Below are 20379 nucleotides of genomic sequence, written 5' to 3'. Positions count from 1 at the left end.
CGTCACTGTGCCTGTGGCGTCACTGTGCCTGAGGCGTCACTGTGTCTGTGCCTGTGCCTGTGGCGTCCGTGAGCCCCGGAACCAAAGGTTCCGGGGCTCACGAATCATGGCGTCTCGATGAGCGGGAGGCTCAGAGACCGGCGGTCAGGCCGGAGGCCAGGCCGGTGACGGCGCCGGTGTTGAGACCGGTGGCACCCTCGACCGTGCCGACGACGCCGCCGACGACGCCCGAGACGGGGGCGATGGAGTCGACGGTGCTGGTGACGTTGCTCGCGACACCGGCGACGAGGCCGCCGGAGACGTTGTCGAGGTCAGCGTCGGAAATCTCGAGGGTCTCGACCTGGGGGACGTTGTTCATGGTGTGAGCTGCCCTTCTCATGAATGGTGCATAGGTGTTTCCAACTCCGCGGAACCTGGGGATTCGAATTCCGCGGCGAGCCAGGATCAAAGCACGTTCGCAGCTCGGACATCCAATCGGTGAAGTGGCCGTCGGCCGATGTTGCGGCGGTGCATCACCGCTGCGTGCAGGCAGGTTCACCGCGTGATGGCAGCTCCTTCACAAGATTCACAGAAGGAAATCGGGGGCGTGATGCGATTCCCTTCAACAAATCGGACACTCTGCCGCCGAAGAGCACGCCGGATGCCCCCTGCACGGAAATTCACGGGGCGTGCGGAACGAATAGCGTGACCGGACTGCGCATTCGATGTGCAGGTTTATTGAAGGCGCGCCCATTTGCGACCGAAGGGGACGCGAGGGGTCAGACCCGCCCTCGGCGGGTCCACTGTTAACGCTGCGTAACTTGATCGTACTTGACCGTAGTTGCCCAGAGCGATTGACTTCACGTTCGTCATCCCCCGCATCGACCTCGACGCGAGAGCGAGTCCGTGACTTCATCGTCTGTTCAGAGCTCTGACCTGCTCGTACCTCTCGATCTGGCCTTCTGGAACATCGAGACCGCCGCGCACCCCATGCACCTGGGCGCACTCGGCGTCTTCGAGTCCGACGGACCCGGCGCGGCGGACCGGGCCGCCGAGCTCCTCGCGGCCCGCGCGGCCGCCGTGCCCGGCCTCCGCACACGGATACGTCCCGTCTGGCTGCCCGTCGGCGGCGCGATACGCGTCCCGATGCCCGCCTTCGACCCGCTGGAGCACATACGGCTCGCGGCGCCCGTGGCCGACTACCAGGCCGCGGCGGGCGAGCTCATGCAACGACCGGTGGAGCGCGGCAGGCCGCCCTGGGAGGCCCACGTGCTGCCGGGCGCCGACGGCACGTCCTTCGCGGTCTTCTTCAAGTTCCACCACGCCCTCGCCGACGGCCTTCGCGCGCTGACGCTCGGCGCCGCCCTCCTCGACCCCGTCGACCTGCCCGCCTCCCGCGAGCGGCCCCCGGCCCCCACGCCCTCCCCGTGGTCCGCCCTTGACCCCCGCACCCTGCCGGGACGCCTGCGGGGCACCGCCGCCGCGGCAGGGCAGGCCCTCGGCATCGGCACCTCCCTCGCCCGCGCCACCCTGGGCGTACGCTCCTGCGCCGCGCTCACCTCGGCCGCCACCGGCACCCGCCGCGCCGCGGGCGTCGTCCTCGACCTGGACGACGTGCACCAGGTCCGCAAGGCCGTGGGCGGCACCGTCAACGACGTACTGATCGCCGTGGTCGCCGGTGCCCTGCGGCGCTGGCTCGACGAGCGCGGCGACTGCAGTGAGGGCGTCGAGCCGCGCGCCCTGATCCCCGTCTCGCGCCGCCGCCCGCGCACCGCACAACCCCCGGGGAACCGGCTCTCCGGCTATCTGGTGCGCCTCCCCGTCGGCCACGAGGACCCCCTGGTCAGGCTGCGCGGCGTGCGCGCCGCCATGGACCGCAACAAGGAGGCGGGCCCCGAGCGGGGCGCGGGCGCCGTGGCGCTGCTCGCCGAACACGTCCCGGCGCTCGGGCACCGCATCGGCGGCCCCGTCGTCGCCCAGGCCGCCCGGCTGCTCTTCGACATCCTCGTCACCAGCGTTCCGCTGCCCGGCATCGGACTGCGGCTCGGCGGCTGCGGGCTCACCGAGGTCTACCCCTTCGCGCCGCTCGCCCAGGGGCAGTCGCTCGCCGTCGCCGTCTCCACGTACAAGGGACGCGTGCACTACGGCCTGACCGCGGACGCCGCGGCCGTGCCCGACCTGGACCTCCTCGCGCAGAGCCTGCGGGACGAGCTCGACGGCCTCGTGGCGGTGTGCGCGCGGGAGGCGGGTTTGGTGACCCGGCCCGGCGCTACGTAAACTCTCCCTTTTGGAGCTTCCGCGGACGACCAGATGCGCCGTGGCACGGAATGACACGAGGACAGCGGCGATGACGGTGACAGACGAAAGCCAGGAGGGCCCCGTCGAGCACGCGGCGTACGGCCCCGGCATCGACCCGGACCGTCTCGCCGTCTGCCTCGGCGTGCTCGACGAGCTCGACGAGCTGGACGTCGACCACCCCGACGCGATCGCCGTGCGCCGGGCCACGGCCGGGATCTACCGGACGGTGAAGCAGCGCCGCCGCCAGGAGCGCCGCGCCGCCAAGACCGCCCACGACAAGGCCGTCACCGAGGCCACCGCCACCGGCTCCGCCCAGCGCATCGACGACGAGACCGAGGGCCTGCTGCCCTCGTCGCGGACCGGTGAGGGCAGGCTCGCGGGGATACTCCAGCGCCCGCGCTCCTGCTACACCTGCAAGACCCGGTACGTGGAAGTCGACTACTTCTACCACCAGCTCTGTCCGGACTGCGCCCTCCTGAACCGGACCAAGCGCGACGCCCGTGCCGACCTCAGCGGCAAGCGCGCCCTGCTCACCGGCGGCCGCGCCAAGATCGGCATGTACATCGCGCTGCGGCTCCTCCGTGACGGCGCCCACACCACCATCACGACCCGGTTCCCCAAGGACGCGATCCGCCGCTTCAAGGCGATGGACGACTCGGCGGAGTGGCTGCACCGCCTTGAGGTCGTCGGCATCGACCTGCGCGACCCGGCCCAGTCCGTCGCGCTCGCCGAGCGCATGACCGAGGCGGGGCCGCTTGACATCCTGATCAACAACGCGACGCAGACCGTGCGCCGCCTGCCGTCCGCGTACGCCGCCCTGGTCGACGGCGAGAGCGCGCCGCTGCCCGCCGGGGAGCTGCCCGCCCACTCCGTCATCGGCGCCTTCAACTCCGGCGCGGTCGACGGCCTGGCCGCGCTGCCCCTCGGCACCAGCGGACTGGACGCCCAGCAGGTCGCCGACCTCGCCCTCGTCGCGGGCAACGCCAGCGTCGCCCGGCACCTCGACGGCACCGCCATCGACGCGGGCGGTCTGGTGCCGGACGTCGTCGACAGCAACACCTGGGTGCAGACCATCGAGCAGATCTCCCCGGTGGAGCTCCTCGAGACCCAACTGTGCAACTACACCTCGCCGTTCATTCTGATCAGCGCGCTGCGCGGGGCGATGGCCGACGCCGCGAAGAAGGCGTCGAGCGGTCGCGCCTACGTCGTCAACGTCTCGGCGATGGAGGGTGTCTTCGGCCGCGGCTACAAGGGCGCGGGCCACCCGAACACGAACGCCGCCAAGGCCGCGATGAACATGGTGACGCGGACCAGCGCCCAGGAGATGTTCCAGACCGACGGCATCCTCATGACCTCCGTCGACACCGGCTGGATCACCGACGAGCGCCCGCACTACGACAAGCTGCGCCTCGCCGAGGAGGGCTTCCACGCCCCCCTCGATCTGATCGACGGCGCCGCCCGCGTCTACGACCCGGTCGTGCGCGGCGAGTCGGGCGACGACGTGTACGGCGTCTTCCTGAAGGACTACGAATTCGGCAAGTGGTAGCCGAGGCAAGTAGTAGCCGAGGCAAGTAGGAGCCGAACCCGGCCGCACCCGGTGATCACCGGATGTCGGGGCCCGACGTACGCAGGCGCTCGTGCACCGCGTACGGCGGGCCCGTCGCCGTGGACGCCGCGCGCACCCGCGTACCGCCGTCGACCAGCAGGTCGGCGCCGGTGATCCAGCCCGCGGCGTCCGAGACCAGCCAGACCACCGCCCGCGCCACGTCGACCGGCTCCCCGATGCGACCGAGCGGGAGCCCCGCCGCCACTTGCTCCTCCGCCCTCGCCCACACGAAACGCGCCATGTCGGTGCGGACGAGGCCGGGGGAGACGGAGTTGACCCGCACGGCCGGGGCGAGTTCGCCCGCCAGCTGACGGGTGAGGTGCAGCAGCGCGGCCTTGCTCGTGCCGTACGCGCCCACGTTCGGGCCCACGTGCTCGGCACCTTCCGTGCAGATGTTGACGATCGCGCCGCCGTGCTCCGCCAGCCAGGCCCGCCAGGCGAGTTGGGCCAGCCGCAGGGCCGCGTCGACGTTCACGGCGAAGGCGGTGCGCCACACGTCCGGATCGGCCTCCATCAGCGGACCGTAGGGCGCGTTCGTCGCGGCGTTGTTCACGAGGACGTCCAGGCGGCCGAACTCCCGTATCGCGAGGTCGACGCAGGCCTCGAGGTGCGCGGGGTCGGCGACGTCGCCCGCGAGGCCGACCGTTTTCGCGCCAGTCGCGCGCAGTGCGTCCACCGCGGCCCGCACCCCGTCGGCGTCACGCGCGGTGACGACGAGCCGATGGCCGGTCGCCCCGAGTGCCTCGGCGACGGCGAACCCGATCCCACGGGAGCCGCCGGTCACCAACGCCACTGCCGACTGCTCACTTTCTTGCCCCGCCTGGTCCGTCATTGTCCGGAATCAACCCCTATCTTTGGGCCCCATCGAGCGAGGGGCTGCTCATTTGGTTAACCTAGGGCGAACGGGTATCCATCAGGGAGCCACAAGCCTCCCTCGGCCGCCCGGGGACAGGCCGGCAATCACGGCCGCGGTCCCGCCAGAGAACGGCGCCACCGCGACCGAACTGCCCCTGACCTTCCGTTACGCGACACAGAGGAGTGCGCGGTGACACCCGATCTGACGAAGCACGAAAAGCGACCGGCCGACGGCGGCGGTGAACGGGCGGGCAAGCCCGCGAAGCTCCGCAACCTGGAGGCGTGGGCCAAGGCGGCCCCCATCCGGCTGGCCGGTTACGAGGACGACCTCGCCGAGCCGCACATCCTCCCGGGCATCGACTGACCCGGTACCGAACCGAGGTTCTCCCGCTCAGCTTCGCCACGCGCCCCCGGCCTCATCCCGAGGCAGGGGGCGCAGGTGTGTCCGCGCGGGTGTCTCCGCGCGGGTGTGTCCGCGCGGGTGTGTTCTCTCACCTCTTCAACCGTCCCCGGATCGCCAGGGCGCCGAGTCCGAGGAGGACCGGCTCGGCGAAGCGGGACGCCATCTCGACGTACTCGCCGGTCGTGGTCATGTCCTGGCCGCTGGACCGGAAGACGACGGAGTTGAGTGTGACCCTGAGTGCCTTGTCGAAGCGTTTCGCCGTGAACCGGTGTCCGGTCGGGTTCTCGGGGTCGCCCTTGTCGATTTCGAAGGTCACGGCGCCGCCGCCGGACGGCACGGTGCCGGAAGCCTCCTGCTTGGGCGCGGAGTCGGGCAAGCCGAAAGCCATCAGGAGCAGGACCGTGGTCATCATCGCGAGGGCGAGCCAGCCCAGCGCACGTGAGGCGCGCAGTCCGTAGCCGGACAGCAGCCAGTACGCCTGGAGCAGCCAGCGTTCCGCTTCCCGCAGGCTGTGACTGTGGCGGCGCATTTCCATCTCGCCGTAGTAGAAGTCCGCCGCGCCGGGTTCGTCCTTCGCGTCCTCGAGCGACTTGCGCAGGTCGCGGTAAGTGGCGGCCAGAACCGCGAAATTGCGGCGCCGCTGTTCGTGCGGCGGGACCGGTGACCTCGCCGATGTTCCGTCGCCCGGCCGGGCGGAGCGTATGCGCCACTCATCGACCAAGGTCCGGCGTCGCGTCCAATGAAAGGGAATGAAGCCATAGGGTCCGGTCAAGCCCGTCGGTGTCGAGGCGAAACGGCAAGCGCCCTCGATGCGTGTCTGGTCCAGATTGATCGCCCCGGCGAATCCGCACCGGGACAGATCGACATTGACGAGACGGAGCAGCGAGGCGTCGGTGGCGGCAATCGACACGACACGTACATCGTCGTCGGTGACTCCCCGAATGGGATCTTCCGTCAGCACGTTTCCTTCCGGGCCGAACGGCCTTCGCTGCTTCATCACCGCCAGCGGTGCGGCGAAGGACGCCATGGAGAAGGTGAGAGAGGCATAGCGGACCCGCAGGGTCGCGGGGGCCTCCCAGGACGAGGCGCTGCAGTCGATGCGCGGGGCGGCGATGAAAAGCGCCGTCTGTCCGTTGAACGTCGCCTGGTCGAAACGCACCGTCTCGGCGCATACGAGGGGGCCGATGATCTGCTTGCCCGTGAACTCGGCCCTGCGCATCACCAGATCGCCGTAGAGCCAGGCGTACGTCAGGTTGAGTCGCCCGCCGAACCTCGCGTTCAGAAACCCCGCGGTCCTGTGGAACGTGGCGTCGGCGAAGCTCGTCCATTCACCGCCGAACTCGGCGCCCCTGAACCCCGCGTACGTGCGGAACGCGGACGCCGTGAAGTCACAGGTGTCGATGAACTTCGCGCCTCCGAAGAATACGGACGCCTCGAAATCCGCGTCGCTGAAATTTGCTTCCTTGTGGAAGGTGGCTTCGTTGAAGTAGGCGGGATCGGTGAAGACGGTCCCCGCGAAATCGGCGGCGTCCACAAATCCGGCACCCTCGAACCGGGCGGTGCCGAACCTCGGCTTTCCGGTGGCGGGGTCGCGCACGGACCTGAGCAGTCGGGTCAGGAGGTCGGCATTCATGGCGGTGCCGCGGTGGTCGATGTCGTCGCCGGGGCGCAGGCTCTCGAAGTGGTCCCGTGCGTGGTCCGGCGCGAGATGAGCCAGGCACCTCCGGTGCGGGGCGACGGGCCGCCCCGGACATGCCGAACCGGCCCCGCCCTCGCAGTGCGGCCCCTGTGCGGTGCCGGGGAGCGGTGAAGATGTCATGCGGACAGGCATAGCGGATGCGGAGCGGGACCGAGCCCCGTTCGAGATTCATCCGATGGCTCGGTGGGACGGGGAACGGATGGACGCGGGAGGAAGGGGCTGGGTGGCGCGAATGTCCAAGTCCCCGTGGTGCGCGATGCATTGACACCTCCGTGGGGGCGCCTGAATCATCGGACCTCATGACCGCACTGCGCTCGCTTGTCGCTGCTGCTCTGCTCCTCGTCGCTGCGCCGGTCCCGGCCGCCCTGGGCGCGTCGAATGTGTCGAAGGCATCGAACGCGCCGGACGTGCCGGACGTGCCGGACGTGCCGGACGTGCCGCGCACTGTTCCCGCCCTCGCCGACTGGACGCCCGTCGAGGGGAGTTACCGCTATGGGCCGGGCACCCGTCTCGTCGCGCGCGGCCCGGCCTCCCGTCGCGTGGCCGACACCCTCGCGGACGATCTGAAGGCCTCGGGGCGGGCCAGACCGGCCATGGCCCACGGTGTCGCCCGCCCCGGCGACATCGTGATCGACATCGATCGGGCCCGGAAACCGCTGGGCGCCGAAGGCTACGAACTCCGGGCAGGTAAGCGCCTGGAGATCACCGGTGCGGGTGAGACCGGCGCCTTCTACGGCACCCGGACCCTGCTCCAGCTCCTGGCTCGCGGCGACCGCGTCCCGGCCGGGCGCACGGTCGACGTGCCGCGCTACAAAGAGCGTGGCGTCGGCGTCTGCGCCTGCTACATCCACATCTCCACGCCGTGGCTGGAGAACCTCGTGCGCGACATGGCCTACCACAAGCAGAACCAGCTGCTCCTGGAGCTCAAGGTCAAGAGTGACCGTCACCCCGAAGCCAACTCCTGGGGCTACTACGCCAAGAGCGAGCTGCGTCACCTGGTCGCGCTCGGCGAGAAGTACCACGTCACGATCGTGCCCGAGATCAACTCGCCGGGACACCTGGATCCGTGGCTGGAGAACCGCCCCGACCTGCAGCTCACCGACTCCGACGGCAAGCCCCAGCCGGCACGTCTCGACATCACGAAGGACGAGTCCTTCACCTACTACAAGAGCCTCATCGACGAGTACGCGGACGTCTTCCCCGCGACGTCCTGGCACATGGGCGCCGACGAGTACATGCTCGGCTCCGACTTCGCCAAGTACCCACAGATCCTGGAGTACGCGAGGAAGAAGTACGGCGACGACGCCACCCCGCAGGACGCCTTCATCGACTTCGTGAACCGCGTGCACGCCTACGTGACCGGCAAGGGCAAGCGCCTGCGCATCTGGAACGACGGCCTCACCGGCGCGAACACCGTCCCCGTCGCGCCCGGCACGACCGTCGAGCACTGGCTCGACGTGCGGGAGAAGCCCAGCCGCCTCATCGAACGGGGTCATCCGTTGATGAACGCCGCCTACTCCCTCTACCTCGTACGGGGCGGCTTCCACACCGACACCGGCAAGCTCTACGACCAGCGGTGGGACCCGCGCAGCTTCGAGGGCGAGAAGCTCGCGACGAGCGACGGCGTCACCGGCGCGAAGATCAGCCTGTGGCCCGACAACGGCCGCGGCGAGACCGAGAACGAGGTCGCGGCCGCCATGGCGTTGCCGCTCGCCCACATCGCTCAGGTCACGTGGGGGGACGCCCACCCCGACCCGACGTACGACGCGTTCGTCGAACGGGCCGGGTCCGTGGGGCACGCCCCCGGGCGGCGCGATCTGACGCGGGTGCCGGTGGCCGAAGGGACGTACACCCTGCGCGACTCGGAGGGACGAGCCGAGCCGCGTGCCGTCGCGGTCGAGCGCACCGCCGACGGCTACGTGACGCTGAGGTCCACGGCCGCCGGGAAGTGCCTGGAGACCCGCAGCGGGAAGCTCACGCTCAACGTGCCGCTGCAGCCAGGCACGGCCGTCACCGAGGAGACCTGCGATGCGGCGAACACGTTGCAGCGGTGGCAGATCGTGAAGACGCCGGGCGGATACCGGCTCACCAACGCGATCACACGTATGGCCGCGCACGTCACCCAGGACGGCCGGATGCTCCAGTACCCGGCCGACCAACAACCCCCGGCTGTCTGGACGTTGACCGCCCCCTGACCACTCCCTGACCAGTCCCGCCCTCTTGTCTCCCCGAAGGAGATCGGCACCCCATGACCGTCAGCAGACGCCTCTTCATGGCCGCCGCCGTCGCCACGGCCCTCGCCGCGTCGAGCACCTCGCTCGCCACGGCCGTCGCCCGCCGACCCGACGGCGCCAAGCCGCCCCATCGCATTCGCATCAACCCCGCGGACACCCCCGACACGCTCGTGGCCAAAGCCTCCCGAGTCCGCCCCACCGCACGCCAGATCGCCTGGCAGAAGCTGGAACAGACCGCGTTCCTGCACTTCGGCGTCAACACCTTCACCGGCCTCGAATGGGGCACGGGCGACGAGGACCCGGACGTGTTCCAGCCGACGCAACTCGACACCGACCAGTGGGCGCGAGCCCTGCGGGACGGCGGCTTCAAGCTCGCCATCCTCACCGTGAAACACCACGACGGTTTTGTGCTCTACCCCTCCCGGTACACCACGCACACCGTGGCGAGCAGCAGTTGGCGGGCCGGGAAGGGCGATGTACTGCGGTCCTTCACCGATTCGCTGCGGCGGTACGGCATCAGGGTCGGCGTCTACATGTCGCCCGCCGACGAGAACCAGTACCTCGACGGCGTCTACGCCAACGGCAGCACACGCTCCCCCCGCACCATTCCCGCCCTCGTCCCGGGCGACGACCGGTCGGGCACCGCCCCGCGCACCTTCACCCTCGACGCCACCGACTACGGCGCCCACATGCTCAACCAGCTCTACGAGGTGCTCACCGAGTACGGCCCGGTCGACGAGGTGTGGTTCGACGGGGCGCAGGGCCGCATCCCGCCGGAGAAGGTGGAGACGTACGACTGGGACAGCTGGTACACGCTGATCCGCGCGCTCGCCCCGGACGCCACCATGGCCGTGCGCGGCCCCGACGTTCGCTGGGTCGGCAACGAGGGCGGCCTGGCGCGTGAGAACGAGTGGAGCGTCGTCCCCGTCAAGGACTCCGGCAACGGCAGCATCGACTACGCCCTCAAGTACGACGCGCCCGACCAGGGCAGCCGCGAGGCGCTCGCCGAGGCGCGCTCCGTCGCCCAGTACCTGCAGTGGTGGCCCGCCGAGTGCGACGTGTCCATCAGGCCGGGATGGTTCTACCACGAGGACGAACAGCCCAAGGGCGTCGAGCAGTTGACGGACATCTGGTTCCGCTCGGTCGGGCGCAACTCCGTACTCCTGCTGAACATTCCGCCGGACCGGCGCGGGCTGCTCCCGGACGCGGACGTGGCGCGGCTGCGCGAGTTCCGCGAGCGGATCCGCCGGGAACTGCCCCGGGACCTCACCCGCGGCGCCAGGACCCGGCACGACCGCGGCGCCGGCACGGTCACCGTGGAGTTCGGCAGGGCCCGCGAGATCGACCGGATCCGTCTCGCCGAGGACATCCGGTACGGGCAGCAGCTGGAGCACGCGGTCATCGAGGCCCACACCGGCGACGGCTGGCGGACCGTGACCGAGGTGGACACGGCGGGCGCGAGCCGCGTGCTGACCCTGGCCGCTCCGGTGACGGCGCGGCGGTGGCGGCTGCGGGTGACGCGGTCACGGGACACGGTGCGGATCGCGGAGTTCGGGCTCTACCGCTCGGAGGTGTGAGGCGACCAGCCGGATCCTGCCCGTCGTCGTCCTGGAGCGGCCCCCGTACGAAATAAGCGTTGCGGAGGACGCCGCCGACTTCGCGGAGAAGATGGTCCAGGTCCACCGCGGGCTGCGGGGCCAGCCGCGGCACGTGCGGGACGAGACCGACGCGTACTTCGCCGCCCATCAGACCCCCGGCACTCCCGTGAAGCCGGGCCTGGGCCCGCGGATCCGCCGGCACTGCCTGGCGCTCGCTGAACCCGCCCGCTTCCGCGCCGATCCTCGCGGCGCTCCCGTGGCCGCCGGTGGCGCCGGTGCCACCGGCCGGGTGGCAGCGGGCGGGTGACGGCGGCGGGCAGGTTCTCGGGCCACGCCGGCGGGCAGGTTCTCGGGCCACGCCGGCGGGCAGGTTCTCGGGCCACGCCGGCGTGCTCAGCAGCGTGCTCAGCTTCTGACCGGCCCGGTGCTCTCCCGTTCGATCAGCCGCGGTAACGGGACCTGGACCGTGGCGGCCGGGCCGTTGTCGAGGAGGGCGAGGAGTTCGCGGGCCGCCGTGCGGCCGAACGACACCGTGTCCCGGGACAGGGCTGTCAGCCAAGGATGCACCATCCGGCAGAGCGCCGAGTCCTCCCAGGCGACGACCGAGACGTCGCCCGGGATCGCGAAGCCCAGGGAGTTCGCGGCGGCGACGCCGGCCACGGCCATCACGTCGTTGTCGTACACGAGAGCCGTCGGCGGCTCGGCGGACTCCAGGACCCGCCGGGTCGCGGCGGCGCCCTCCGTATCCGAGTAGTCCGTCGTCACCGAGCGCACCCCCGAAAGGCCCCGGCTCGCCGCCTCGGCGCGCAGGGTGCGGATGCGGCGTTCGGTGTGCGCGAGCCCCTCCATGCCCGCGACGTGCACGATGCGGCGGTGCCCCAGCGCGTGCAGATGGCCGACCACCGACGCCATCGCGCCCGCGTCGTCCGCCCACACCGTGGAAAGGCCGGGGTGCCCGGCGTCCGGGTCGGGCACGCCGCCGGTCACCACCGCGGGCAGCCCGAGCTCGTCCAGGAGGCCGGGCCGCGGGTCGTCCGTGCGCGGGTCCACGACGAGGACGCCGTCCACCCGGTGCTCGGCCCACCAGCGGCGGTAGACCGCGCACTCGGCGGCCACGTCCTCCACCACCTGGAACAGCAGACTCAAGTGCCGTTCCGCGAGCACCTCCTGGATGCCCGAGATCAGCTGCAGGAAGAACGAGTCGATGCCCAGCGTCGCCGCCGGGCGCGCCACCACCAGGCCCACCGTCGCCGAGCCCTCGCCGGACAGGGCCCGCGCCGCCGTGCTGGGCCGCCAGCCGAGCTGTTCCGCCACCCTGCGGACCCGGTCACGGGTGATGTCGGAGACGCCGGGCCGGTCGTTGAGCGCGAAGGAGACGGCGCTCTCGGAGACCCCGGCGCGGCGCGCGATGTCCTTCATGGTCGGCCGACGTGCCGGTGTCCGCTTGCCTTGCACCCGTTGCCTCTTTCCTGGCGCCCGGAGACTAATGCGCTTGAGCGGCTTGACCCTAAAGCGCATTAGTCATCCACCGCAAGACCCGCAACCCGCCTTTCTGACCTGCGTGTTGTTCGGATGATCGGCCGATCTTGGAATTCTTTTCCACGAATCCATTGACTTTGCTCCACAACTCCATGCAGGGTCTGCCTCGGCGTGGATTGCCCGGCTCGGACGGTTGCAGTCACCGCCGTCTCACGCTGGGCCGAGCAAAGGAGCCGTTTCACCGTGCGTATCTCCCGTATCCCCCGCAGAGCGGTCGCCGCAGGCGCCGTCCTCGCCGTCCTGCTGCCGCTGAGCGCCTGTGGCGACGGCGATGACGGCGGCGGTTCCCAGGACGCGTCCGGGAAGGTCGAAGGCAAGATCACCTTCCAGACCTGGAATCTGAAGGCGAACTTCAAGCCGTACTTCGAGGGCCTGGTCGACGAGTTCGAGAAGAAGTACCCCGGCACCGAGGTGCACTGGGTCGACCAGCCCGGTGAGGGCTATGCCGACAAGATCAGCGCGGACGCCGCCGCGGGCACCCTGCCCGACGTCGTCAACGTCTCGCCCGACCTGGTCGCCCCGCTCGCCAAGGCGGGCATCGCCCTCGACCTCGGCAAGGTCGCGGGGAAGTACGAGAAGGAGTACCTCCCCGGAGCCTGGAAGAGCCACCAGATACCGGGCATGGACGGCACGTACGCCTTCCCCTGGTACCTCAACACCGGGCCGCTCTTCTACAACAAGCGCCTCTTCAAGGACGCGGGCCTCGACGAGAACAAGCCCCCGAAGACGTACGACCAGCTCTTCGACCAGGCGCTGCAGCTGTCGGAGAAGAGCGACGGCAAGGTCGCCACGCTCGCCAACGTTCCCGCCGTCGAGGACTTCGGGCGCTACGGCGTGCCGCTGATGAACAAGGAAGGCACCGGCTTCACCTTCAACGATGCCAAGGGTGTCGAACTCCTCACCAAGTACAAGAAGTTGTACGACGCCAAGGCGCTCGACGGGCAGGCGCTGACCGCGACCCCGGAGTCGACGGGCAAGAAGTTCCTCACCGAGTCCGTGGCCATGAACCCCGGCAGCGCCCTGGACCTGGAGAAGTTCAAGAAGGACGCGCCGAACCTCTACAAGAACATCGGCATCACCCCGCAGATCAGCAGCACCGGCAAGGACAACATGTACGTGATGGGTGTGATGGTGAACGCCCGCACCAAGCAGACTCCGGCCGCCGTCGCCTTCGCGCACTTCGTCACCGACGCCCAGCACCAGATGTCCTTCGCCAAGAAGGTCGCGATCTTCCCCAGCACCAAGGGCTCCCTCGCCGACCCGTACTTCACGAAGCAGGACGGCAAGGAGGAGACGCGGGTCCGCATCGCCGCCGCGAAATCCATCGAGACCGCGGTGAACTACACGCCGGTGATGTTCAGCGAGCAGATGAAGATCGAGCTGCGCAACTCCGTCGCCAAGGCACTCCAGGGCAAGGAGAGTCCGAAGGAAGCGCTTGACAACGCTGTCAAGAGCTGCGACCGACTGCTGCAGCAGAACTGAGCCGCACTCAGGGCTCGGCGCGGAGCTGAGCCGACCGCAGAACTCGGCGCGGAGCCGAATCCAGCGCCCAGCGCCCGGCGCGGAGCCGAATCCAGCGCCCAGCGCCCGGCGCGGAGCCGAACCCAGCGCCCGGCGCGGAGCCGAACGCAGAGCTGAGCGGCACAGCGTCGAGCTGAGCCGTGCCGAGCCACGACCCGGGAACACCAGCCATGAAGAGTCCCACCGCCGACAAGGCGACCTCGTCCGACATAAGCACCGCGGGCCCGGCACTCAAGGGCCTGCCCGCCGGTTCCCGCCGCGGCGCGGGCGGCACCCGCATCCGGCGCCAACTCCCCACCAGCCCCTGGCTGTTCGCCGCTCCCGGGCTCGTGATCATCACCGTCTTCATCCTCTATCCGTTCATCAGCACGCTCAACAACTCCTTCACGGACAAACGGACGTTGATGCCCGGCGAGTACGTCGGCTTCGCCAACTTCTCGGAGCTGCTGCACGACGACATGTTCTGGATCGGCCTGCGCAACAGCACGATCTACGTCCTCGGGGTCGTCCCCGCGCTCGTCCTGCTGCCCCTGCTGCTCGCGATGCTCGTCCAGAAGCACATCCCCGGCATCACCTTCTTCCGGTCCGCCTTCTACACCCCGGTGGTCGCCTCGATCGTCGTCGTCGGCCTCATCTGGGTGTGGATGCTCGACGAACGCGGCCTGGTCAACGCCGTCCTCGAAGCGGTGGGCGTCGGCAAGGTCGGCTTCCTCAGCGACCAGTGGCTGCTGCTGTTCAGCGCCATGGCCGTCACCGTCTGGAAGGGCCTCGGCTACTACATGATCATCTATCTCGCGGCGCTCGCCAACGTGCCGCGCGAGCTCCACGAGGCGGCGGCGGTCGACGGCGCGGGAGCGGTGCGCCGCTTCTTCACCGTCACCGTGCCCGCCGTGCGCTCCACCATGGTCCTGGTGGGCGCGCTCTCCTCGGTCGCCGCCTTCAAGGTGTTCTCCGAGGTCTATCTGATGGCGGGCCCCACCGGCGGCCCGGCAGGCGAGGACACCACCCTCGTGATGCTGGTGCAGCGCGTCGGCACCGGCCTGACCGGACGGGTCGGCTACGCCTCGGCGATCTCGGTCGTCGTCTTCGTCGTCACCGTCGCGCTGATGCTGCTCGTGCTGCGGGCCGACCGCAAGGAGGACGCGTGAGCGTCACCGAGAAGACCCCTCCGGCGGCCACGGCCACGGCCACGGAGCGCGCCGCGCGCCGTAAGCCCCGCCGGCGCATCACCGACGAGAACGGCCGCCGGATGCCCGTGTGGGAGATCGTCCTGCGCTACGGACTCCTGCTCGCCGTACTGGCGTTGATGATCGGGCCGTTCCTCTGGCAGCTGTCCACGTCCCTGAAGGGACCGCACGAGGACATCTTCAGCTCCCCGCCGAAGTTCCTGCCGTCCGACCCGACCCTCCACAACTACGAGCGGGTCTCCGAGACCATCCCCGTCTGGGACTACGCGCTCAACTCCCTGAAGGTGGCCGCCGCCAACGTCGTCACCAACTGCGTGGGCGCCACGCTCGCGGGCTACGCCCTGGCCCGCCTGCGCTACCGCGGCCGCAAGGCAGCCACGGTCGTCTTCATCCTGGCCATGCTGGTGCCCGTCGAGGGCATCATCATCGCCCAGTTCACGACCATGCGTGAGCTCGGTCTGAACAACACCCTCATCGGTGTGCTGCTGCCCGGCTGCGTCTCCGCACTCAACGTGCTCCTGATGCGCAACGCCTTCCTCAACGTGCCCTACGAGATCGAGGAAGCCGCCTTTGTCGACGGCGCGAACGTCTGGCAGCGTTTCCTGCGCATCGCGCTGCCCGCCGTCAAGGGCACCCTCGCGGTCGTCGCGATCTTCGCCTTCATGGGCGCCTGGGACGACTTCCTGTGGCCCCTGATCGTGCTCAGCGACCCGGACCGGTTCACGCTCACCATCGGCCTCAACTACCTGCACGGCACCTTCGCCAACGACGAGCGCCTCGTCGCCGCGGGCACGGTCATCGCCGTGCTGCCGCTGATCGTCCTCTTCGCCTGTCTCCAGCGGTACTTCTTCCGCGGCGTCGGCGAGGGCGCGGTCAAGGGCTGAACGACGGCTCCCGAACTCACCAGAACCAGGATCCGCATTTGCCTTCCGCATCGCCTTCCGCACGGTCCTCCGCTTCGCCTTCCGCATCGCCGTCCGCACGGTCTTTCGCACGGTCCTCCGCAGCGCCTTCGGGAGCGCCGCGCTTCGGCGTCAACTACACGCCGGGTCAAGGGTGGTTCCACCACTGGCTCGACTTCGACCTCGACGCCGTACGCGCCGACCTCGACGCCATTGCCGCGCTTGGCCTCGACCACGTCCGCGTCTTCCCGATCTGGCCGTACTTCCAGCCCAACCGGACCCTGATCCGCCCGCGCGCCGTCGACCAGCTGGTCCAGCTCGCCGACGCGGCCGCCGAACGCGGCCTCGACGTCAACGTGGACGGCCTCCAGGGGCATCTGTCCAGCTTCGACTTCCTGCCCGCCTGGACCCAGACCTGGCACCGGCGCAACATCTTCACCGACCCCGATGTGGTGGCCGGGCAGGCCGCCTACCTGCGCACGCTCGCCGCCGCCCTCGCCGACCGGCCCAACTTCATCGGCATGACCATCGGCAACGAGATCAATCAGTTCTCGGCGGGCCCGCACCCCGACCCCGACCGCATCACCGAGGACCAGGCGGCGGCCTGGCTGCGCACCGTCCTCGCCGCCTGCGAGGAGGGCGCCCCCGGCAAGCTGCACCTGCACGCCGAGTACGACGCCGCCTGGTACCAGCACGACCAGCCCTTCACCCCGGCGCAGGCGGCCCAGCTCGGCGCGGTGACCGCCGTGCACTCCTGGGTCTTCAACGGCACGGCGCAGCGCCACGGGCGCACCGGTACGGCCACCCGCCACCACGCGGCGTACATGATCGAGCTGTCGAAGGCGTGGGCGCTCGATCCGGGTAGGCCCGTCTGGCTTCAGGAGGTCGGCGCGCCCGCGCCGCTCATCCCCGCCGAGCACGCCGCCGCCTTCACCGAGGAGACGATCGCCGCCGCGCTCGACTGCCAGGACGTGTGGGGCGTGACGTGGTGGTGTTCCCACGACGTCTCGCGGGACCTCGCGGACTTTCCCGAGCTGGAGTACAGCCTCGGCCTGCTGACCAACGACGGGCAGGTCAAGCCCGCGGGCGCCGCGATCGCCCGCATCGCGAAGGAGTGGCGCGGCCGCACGTACGCACCGGCGGCCCGGACGACGGCACTTGTCGTGGACGACGCCCCGTCGCGGCGGTCCGAGTGTGCCCCCGGCGGGGCGGTCTTCGAGGCGTTCGCCCGTCTTGCCGAGGACGGTGTACGGCCCGCGGTCGTGCTTGCGGGGCGGGCGGCCGATCCGGGGCATCTCGCTGCGCGGGGCATCACGGAGGTCGTATCGCCGGAGGTGGTGGGCTGAGCCGCGACATCGCCCCGCAGATCGCGCTTCGCGCTCGTCCTCAAACGCCGGACGGGCTGACTATTTCCTGGGAGACCCCTCATGCATGACGACCGCACCCTGGTCGAAGCCCGCCTCAAGCGCGTTCTGGACGAGCGCATCAGGCCCGCCGTGTATCCCGCGTCCGTACCGCTCGACGTGGCGGTGTGGAACGCGCCGGGTGAGCCCGTGCCCGTCGCCGAAGGGCTCGCCGCCGAGCCGTCGCCGACCGCTGTCGGGGAGCGATGGGGCGCGCCCTGGGGGACCAGCTGGTTCCGGGTGACCGGGACCGTGCCGAAGGAGTGGGCGGGCAAGAGCGTCGAGGCGATCCTCGACCTCGGCTTCGACGAGAACATGCCCGGCTTCCAGTGCGAGGGCCTCGTCTACCGCCCCGACGGCACCCCGGTGAAGGGCCTCAACCCGCGCAACCAGTGGGTGCGGATCGCCGCGCCCGCCGAGGGCGGCGAAGAGGTGCGGCTGCACGTCGAGGCCGCCTCCAACCCCGTCATCCTCGACTACCACCCCTTCCTGCCCACGCAGCTGGGCGACAAGGAGACCGCGGGCAGCGAGCCCCAGTACAAGCTGGAGCGCATGGACCTCGCCGTCTTCGACGAGACGGTGTGGCAGCTCGTCATCGACCTGGAGGTCCTCGGCGAGCTGATGGAGGAGCTGCCCACGGACTCCGGACGCCGCTACGACATCGTGCGCGCGGTCGGCCGTGCCCTCGACGCCGTCGACCTCCAGGACGTGAACGGCTCGGCCGCCGCCGCCCGCGCACAGCTGGCAGGCGTGCTCACCACCCCGGCCGAGCCCTCCGCCCACCGCATCAGCGCCGTCGGCCACGCCCACATCGACTCCGCTTGGCTGTGGCCGCTGCGCGAGACGGTGCGCAAGGTGGCGCGCACGACGTCCAACATGACCGCGCTCATCGAGGACGAGCCGGACTTCGTCTTCGCCATGTCGCAGGCCCAGCAGTGGGCGTGGATCAAGGAGCACCGCCCCGAGGTGTGGGCGAAGGTGAAGAAGGCGGTCGCCGACGGGCGGTTCGTGCCCGCGGGCGGCATGTGGGTCGAGTCGGACACGAACATGCCGGGCTCGGAGGCGATGGCCCGCCAGTTCGTGCACGGCAAGCGCTTCTTCCTCGACGAGTTCGGCGTGGAGAACGACGAGGCGTGGCTGCCCGACACCTTCGGCTTCGCGGCGGGGCTCCCGCAGATCATCAAGGCGGCCGGTTCCAAGTGGCTGCTCACGCAGAAGATCTCCTGGTCGCAGACCAACCGCTTCCCGCACCACACCTTCAACTGGGAAGGCATCGACGGCACCCGTATCTTCACGCACTTCCCGCCCGTCGACACCTACAACTGCTCGATGAAGGGCAGCGAGATCGCCCACGCGGCGAAGAACTTCAAGGACAAGGGCGTCGCCCGGCACTCCCTCGCGCCCACCGGCTGGGGCGACGGAGGCGGCGGCACCACCCGCGAGATGATCGCCAAGGCCGCGCGCCTGCGGGACCTGGAGGGCTCGGCGACCGTCCAGTGGGAGACGCCGGAGCAGTTCTTCGAGAAGGCGGAGGCCGAGTACCCGAACCCGCCCGTCTGGGTCGGTGAGCTCTACCTGGAGCTGCACCGCGCCACCCTCACCAGCCAGGCAGGCACCAAGCAGGGCAATCGCCGCAGCGAGCACCTGCTGCGCGAGGCGGAGCTGTGGGCAGCCACGGCCGCCGTCCGCTCCGCCGGATTCGCCTACCCTTACGAGCAGTTGGACCGCATCTGGAAGACGGTGCTGCTCCACCAGTTCCACGACATCCTGCCCGGCTCGTCGATCGCGTGGGTGCACCGCGAGGCCCGCGCGACCTACGCGGCGCTCGCCCAGGAGCTGACCGGCATCATCGACGAGGCGCAGCGCGCGCTCGCGGGAGAGGGTGCCGACCCGCTGGTCTTCAACTCCACGCCGCACCCCCGGCACGGAGTCCCCGCGGGCGGCGCCGGGCCTGCCGCCGTCGAGGGCCGGTCGACGGTCGCATCGCGCGAGGGGGGCGGCTTCGTCCTCGACAACGGCCTGCTGCGGGTGGAGGTCGACGGCCGCGGCCTCGTCGTCTCCGCGTACGATTTGCTCGCCGACCGCGAGACCGTCGCGCCGGGCCGGGCGGCGAACCTGCCCCAGGTCCACGCCGACTTCCCGAACATGTGGGACGCCTGGGACGTCGACGAGTTCTACCGCAACACCGTGACCGATCTCGTGGAGGCGGACGAGGTCGAGGCGGCGGATGCCGTGGCGGGTGGCGGCGCCTCGGTCCGCGTCGTGCGGTCCTTCGGCGACTCGCGCCTCACCCAGCTCCTTACGCTGACTCCCGGGACCCAGCGCCTCGACATCGACACCGAGGTCGACTGGCACGAGACGGAGAAGTTCCTCAAGCTGGCCTTCCCGCTGGACATCCACGCGGAGCGGTACGCGTCGGAGACCCAGTTCGGCCACTTCTACCGCGCCACCCACACCAATACGAGCTGGGAGGCCGCCAAGTTCGAGGCGTGCAACCACCGCTTCGTGCACATCGAGGAGCCGGGCTGGGGCGTCGCGCTGGTCAACGACTCGACGTACGGGCACGACGTGACCCGCACGGTGCGCGACGAGGACTCCGGCACGACCACCACGGTCCGCGTCTCCCTGCTGCGCGCGCCGCGCTTCCCCGACCCCGAGACCGACCAGGGAGTGCACCGCTTCCGGCACGCGCTGGTGGCGGGCGCGGCGATCGGCGACGCGGTGCGCGAGGGTTACCGCATCAACCTGCCCGAGCGCCGGGTCACCGGCGGTTCGGAGGTGGCCCCGCTGGTGACGGTCGACGACGACGCCGTCGTCGTCACGGCGGTCAAGCTGGCCGACGACGGCAGCGGTGACGTGGTCGTCCGCTTCCACGAGTCGCGCGGCGGCCGGGCGAAGCCCACGCTGACGGCCGGGTTCACGGCGGGCTCGGTCGCGGTGACCGACCTGCTGGAGCGGCCGCTCGACGGGGTGAACGCACCGGAGCTCGCGGGCGACGCGGTGACGGTGCCGCTGCGGCCGTTCGAGCTGGTGACGCTGAGGTTCACGCGGGCCTGAGGCCCCTCAGAGCCTGTCTTTGAACCCCCGTCTGCGCCCCGACGCCCGGCACGCACGCTCGGCGCACGGTGTCCCAGGACAGGTGGCTCCGCCACATG

At 70.3% G+C, this 20379-nt stretch carries 15 protein-coding genes; 11 read left to right on the top strand and 4 right to left on the bottom strand.

Annotated elements, in window-relative coordinates; all coding sequences use genetic code 11:
- Positions 1-130: 130 nt before the first annotated feature.
- A complete protein-coding gene (locus tag ABZ953_RS25705) occupies positions 131-358 on the bottom strand; it encodes a type A2 lantipeptide (RefSeq protein ID WP_361728297.1) in 228 nt (75 codons plus the stop codon).
- Between the two features lie 527 nt (positions 359-885).
- Between ABZ953_RS25705 and ABZ953_RS25700 the strand changes: the two genes are divergently transcribed.
- Both ABZ953_RS25700 and ABZ953_RS25695 read left to right on the top strand, forming a co-directional pair.
- A complete protein-coding gene (locus tag ABZ953_RS25700) occupies positions 886-2256 on the top strand; it encodes a wax ester/triacylglycerol synthase family O-acyltransferase (protein WP_361727796.1) in 1371 nt (456 codons plus the stop codon).
- 70 nt (positions 2257-2326) lie between these two features.
- On the top strand, positions 2327-3823 hold the full coding sequence (locus tag ABZ953_RS25695) for an SDR family NAD(P)-dependent oxidoreductase (RefSeq protein WP_361727794.1): 1497 nt from the start codon (positions 2327-2329) through the stop codon (positions 3821-3823).
- Between the two features lie 55 nt (positions 3824-3878).
- On the opposite strand, the gene ABZ953_RS25690 is transcribed toward ABZ953_RS25695, so the two are convergent.
- Positions 3879-4676, bottom strand: a complete 798-nt coding sequence (locus ABZ953_RS25690; protein ID WP_361727792.1) for an SDR family oxidoreductase — start codon at positions 4674-4676, stop codon at positions 3879-3881.
- Positions 4677-4928: 252 nt separating this feature from the next.
- Here ABZ953_RS25690 and ABZ953_RS25685 point away from each other — a divergent pair, with 252 nt between their 5' ends.
- On the top strand, positions 4929-5102 hold the full coding sequence (locus ABZ953_RS25685; protein ID WP_361727790.1) for a hypothetical protein: 174 nt from the start codon (positions 4929-4931) through the stop codon (positions 5100-5102).
- Between the two features lie 127 nt (positions 5103-5229).
- Here the strand turns inward: ABZ953_RS25685 and ABZ953_RS25680 are convergent, their stop codons facing one another.
- Complete coding sequence (locus tag ABZ953_RS25680) at positions 5230-6960, bottom strand: pentapeptide repeat-containing protein (RefSeq protein WP_361727788.1); 1731 nt, start codon at positions 6958-6960, stop codon at positions 5230-5232.
- A 179-nt stretch (positions 6961-7139) separates the two neighbouring features.
- Here ABZ953_RS25680 and ABZ953_RS25675 point away from each other — a divergent pair, with 179 nt between their 5' ends.
- From ABZ953_RS25675 to ABZ953_RS25665, 3 genes are all read left to right on the top strand, one after another.
- Positions 7140-9035 carry a family 20 glycosylhydrolase gene (locus ABZ953_RS25675; protein ID WP_361727786.1) on the top strand — a complete coding sequence of 632 codons (1896 nt, stop codon included), beginning with the start codon at positions 7140-7142 and terminating at the stop codon, positions 9033-9035.
- A gap of 53 nt (positions 9036-9088) precedes the next feature.
- Positions 9089-10651, top strand: a complete 1563-nt coding sequence (locus ABZ953_RS25670; protein WP_361727784.1) for an alpha-L-fucosidase — start codon at positions 9089-9091, stop codon at positions 10649-10651.
- Positions 10652-10742: 91 nt separating this feature from the next.
- A complete protein-coding gene (locus ABZ953_RS25665; RefSeq protein WP_361727782.1) occupies positions 10743-10979 on the top strand; it encodes a hypothetical protein in 237 nt (78 codons plus the stop codon).
- Positions 10980-11077: 98 nt separating this feature from the next.
- Here the strand turns inward: ABZ953_RS25665 and ABZ953_RS25660 are convergent, their stop codons facing one another.
- Positions 11078-12091, bottom strand: coding sequence for a LacI family DNA-binding transcriptional regulator (locus ABZ953_RS25660; protein WP_361727780.1), 1014 nt, complete (start codon positions 12089-12091; stop codon positions 11078-11080).
- A gap of 303 nt (positions 12092-12394) precedes the next feature.
- Here ABZ953_RS25660 and ABZ953_RS25655 point away from each other — a divergent pair, with 303 nt between their 5' ends.
- From ABZ953_RS25655 to ABZ953_RS25635, 5 genes are all read left to right on the top strand, one after another.
- Positions 12395-13693 carry a sugar ABC transporter substrate-binding protein gene (locus ABZ953_RS25655; protein ID WP_361727778.1) on the top strand — a complete coding sequence of 433 codons (1299 nt, stop codon included), beginning with the start codon at positions 12395-12397 and terminating at the stop codon, positions 13691-13693.
- A gap of 209 nt (positions 13694-13902) precedes the next feature.
- Complete coding sequence (locus ABZ953_RS25650; RefSeq protein WP_361727776.1) at positions 13903-14880, top strand: sugar ABC transporter permease; 978 nt, start codon at positions 13903-13905, stop codon at positions 14878-14880.
- Positions 14877-15803, top strand: coding sequence for a carbohydrate ABC transporter permease (locus ABZ953_RS25645; RefSeq protein WP_361727775.1), 927 nt, complete (start codon positions 14877-14879; stop codon positions 15801-15803). Before ABZ953_RS25650 ends, ABZ953_RS25645 begins: the two co-directional genes overlap by 4 nt.
- Positions 15804-15841: 38 nt before the next feature.
- Positions 15842-17167, top strand: coding sequence for a glycosyl hydrolase (locus ABZ953_RS25640; RefSeq protein WP_361727773.1), 1326 nt, complete (start codon positions 15842-15844; stop codon positions 17165-17167).
- Between the two features lie 81 nt (positions 17168-17248).
- Entirely contained in the window at positions 17249-20281 is a 3033-nt protein-coding gene (locus ABZ953_RS25635) for a glycoside hydrolase family 38 C-terminal domain-containing protein (protein ID WP_361727771.1), read from the top strand.
- Positions 20282-20379 lie beyond the last annotated feature (98 nt).

This window comes from Streptomyces sp. NPDC046465 (assembly GCF_040646035.1).
GTDB lineage: Bacteria > Actinomycetota > Actinomycetes > Streptomycetales > Streptomycetaceae > Streptomyces.
Note: the sequence above shows the minus strand (reverse complement) of the source record. Positions and strands in the feature narration are given on the sequence as shown.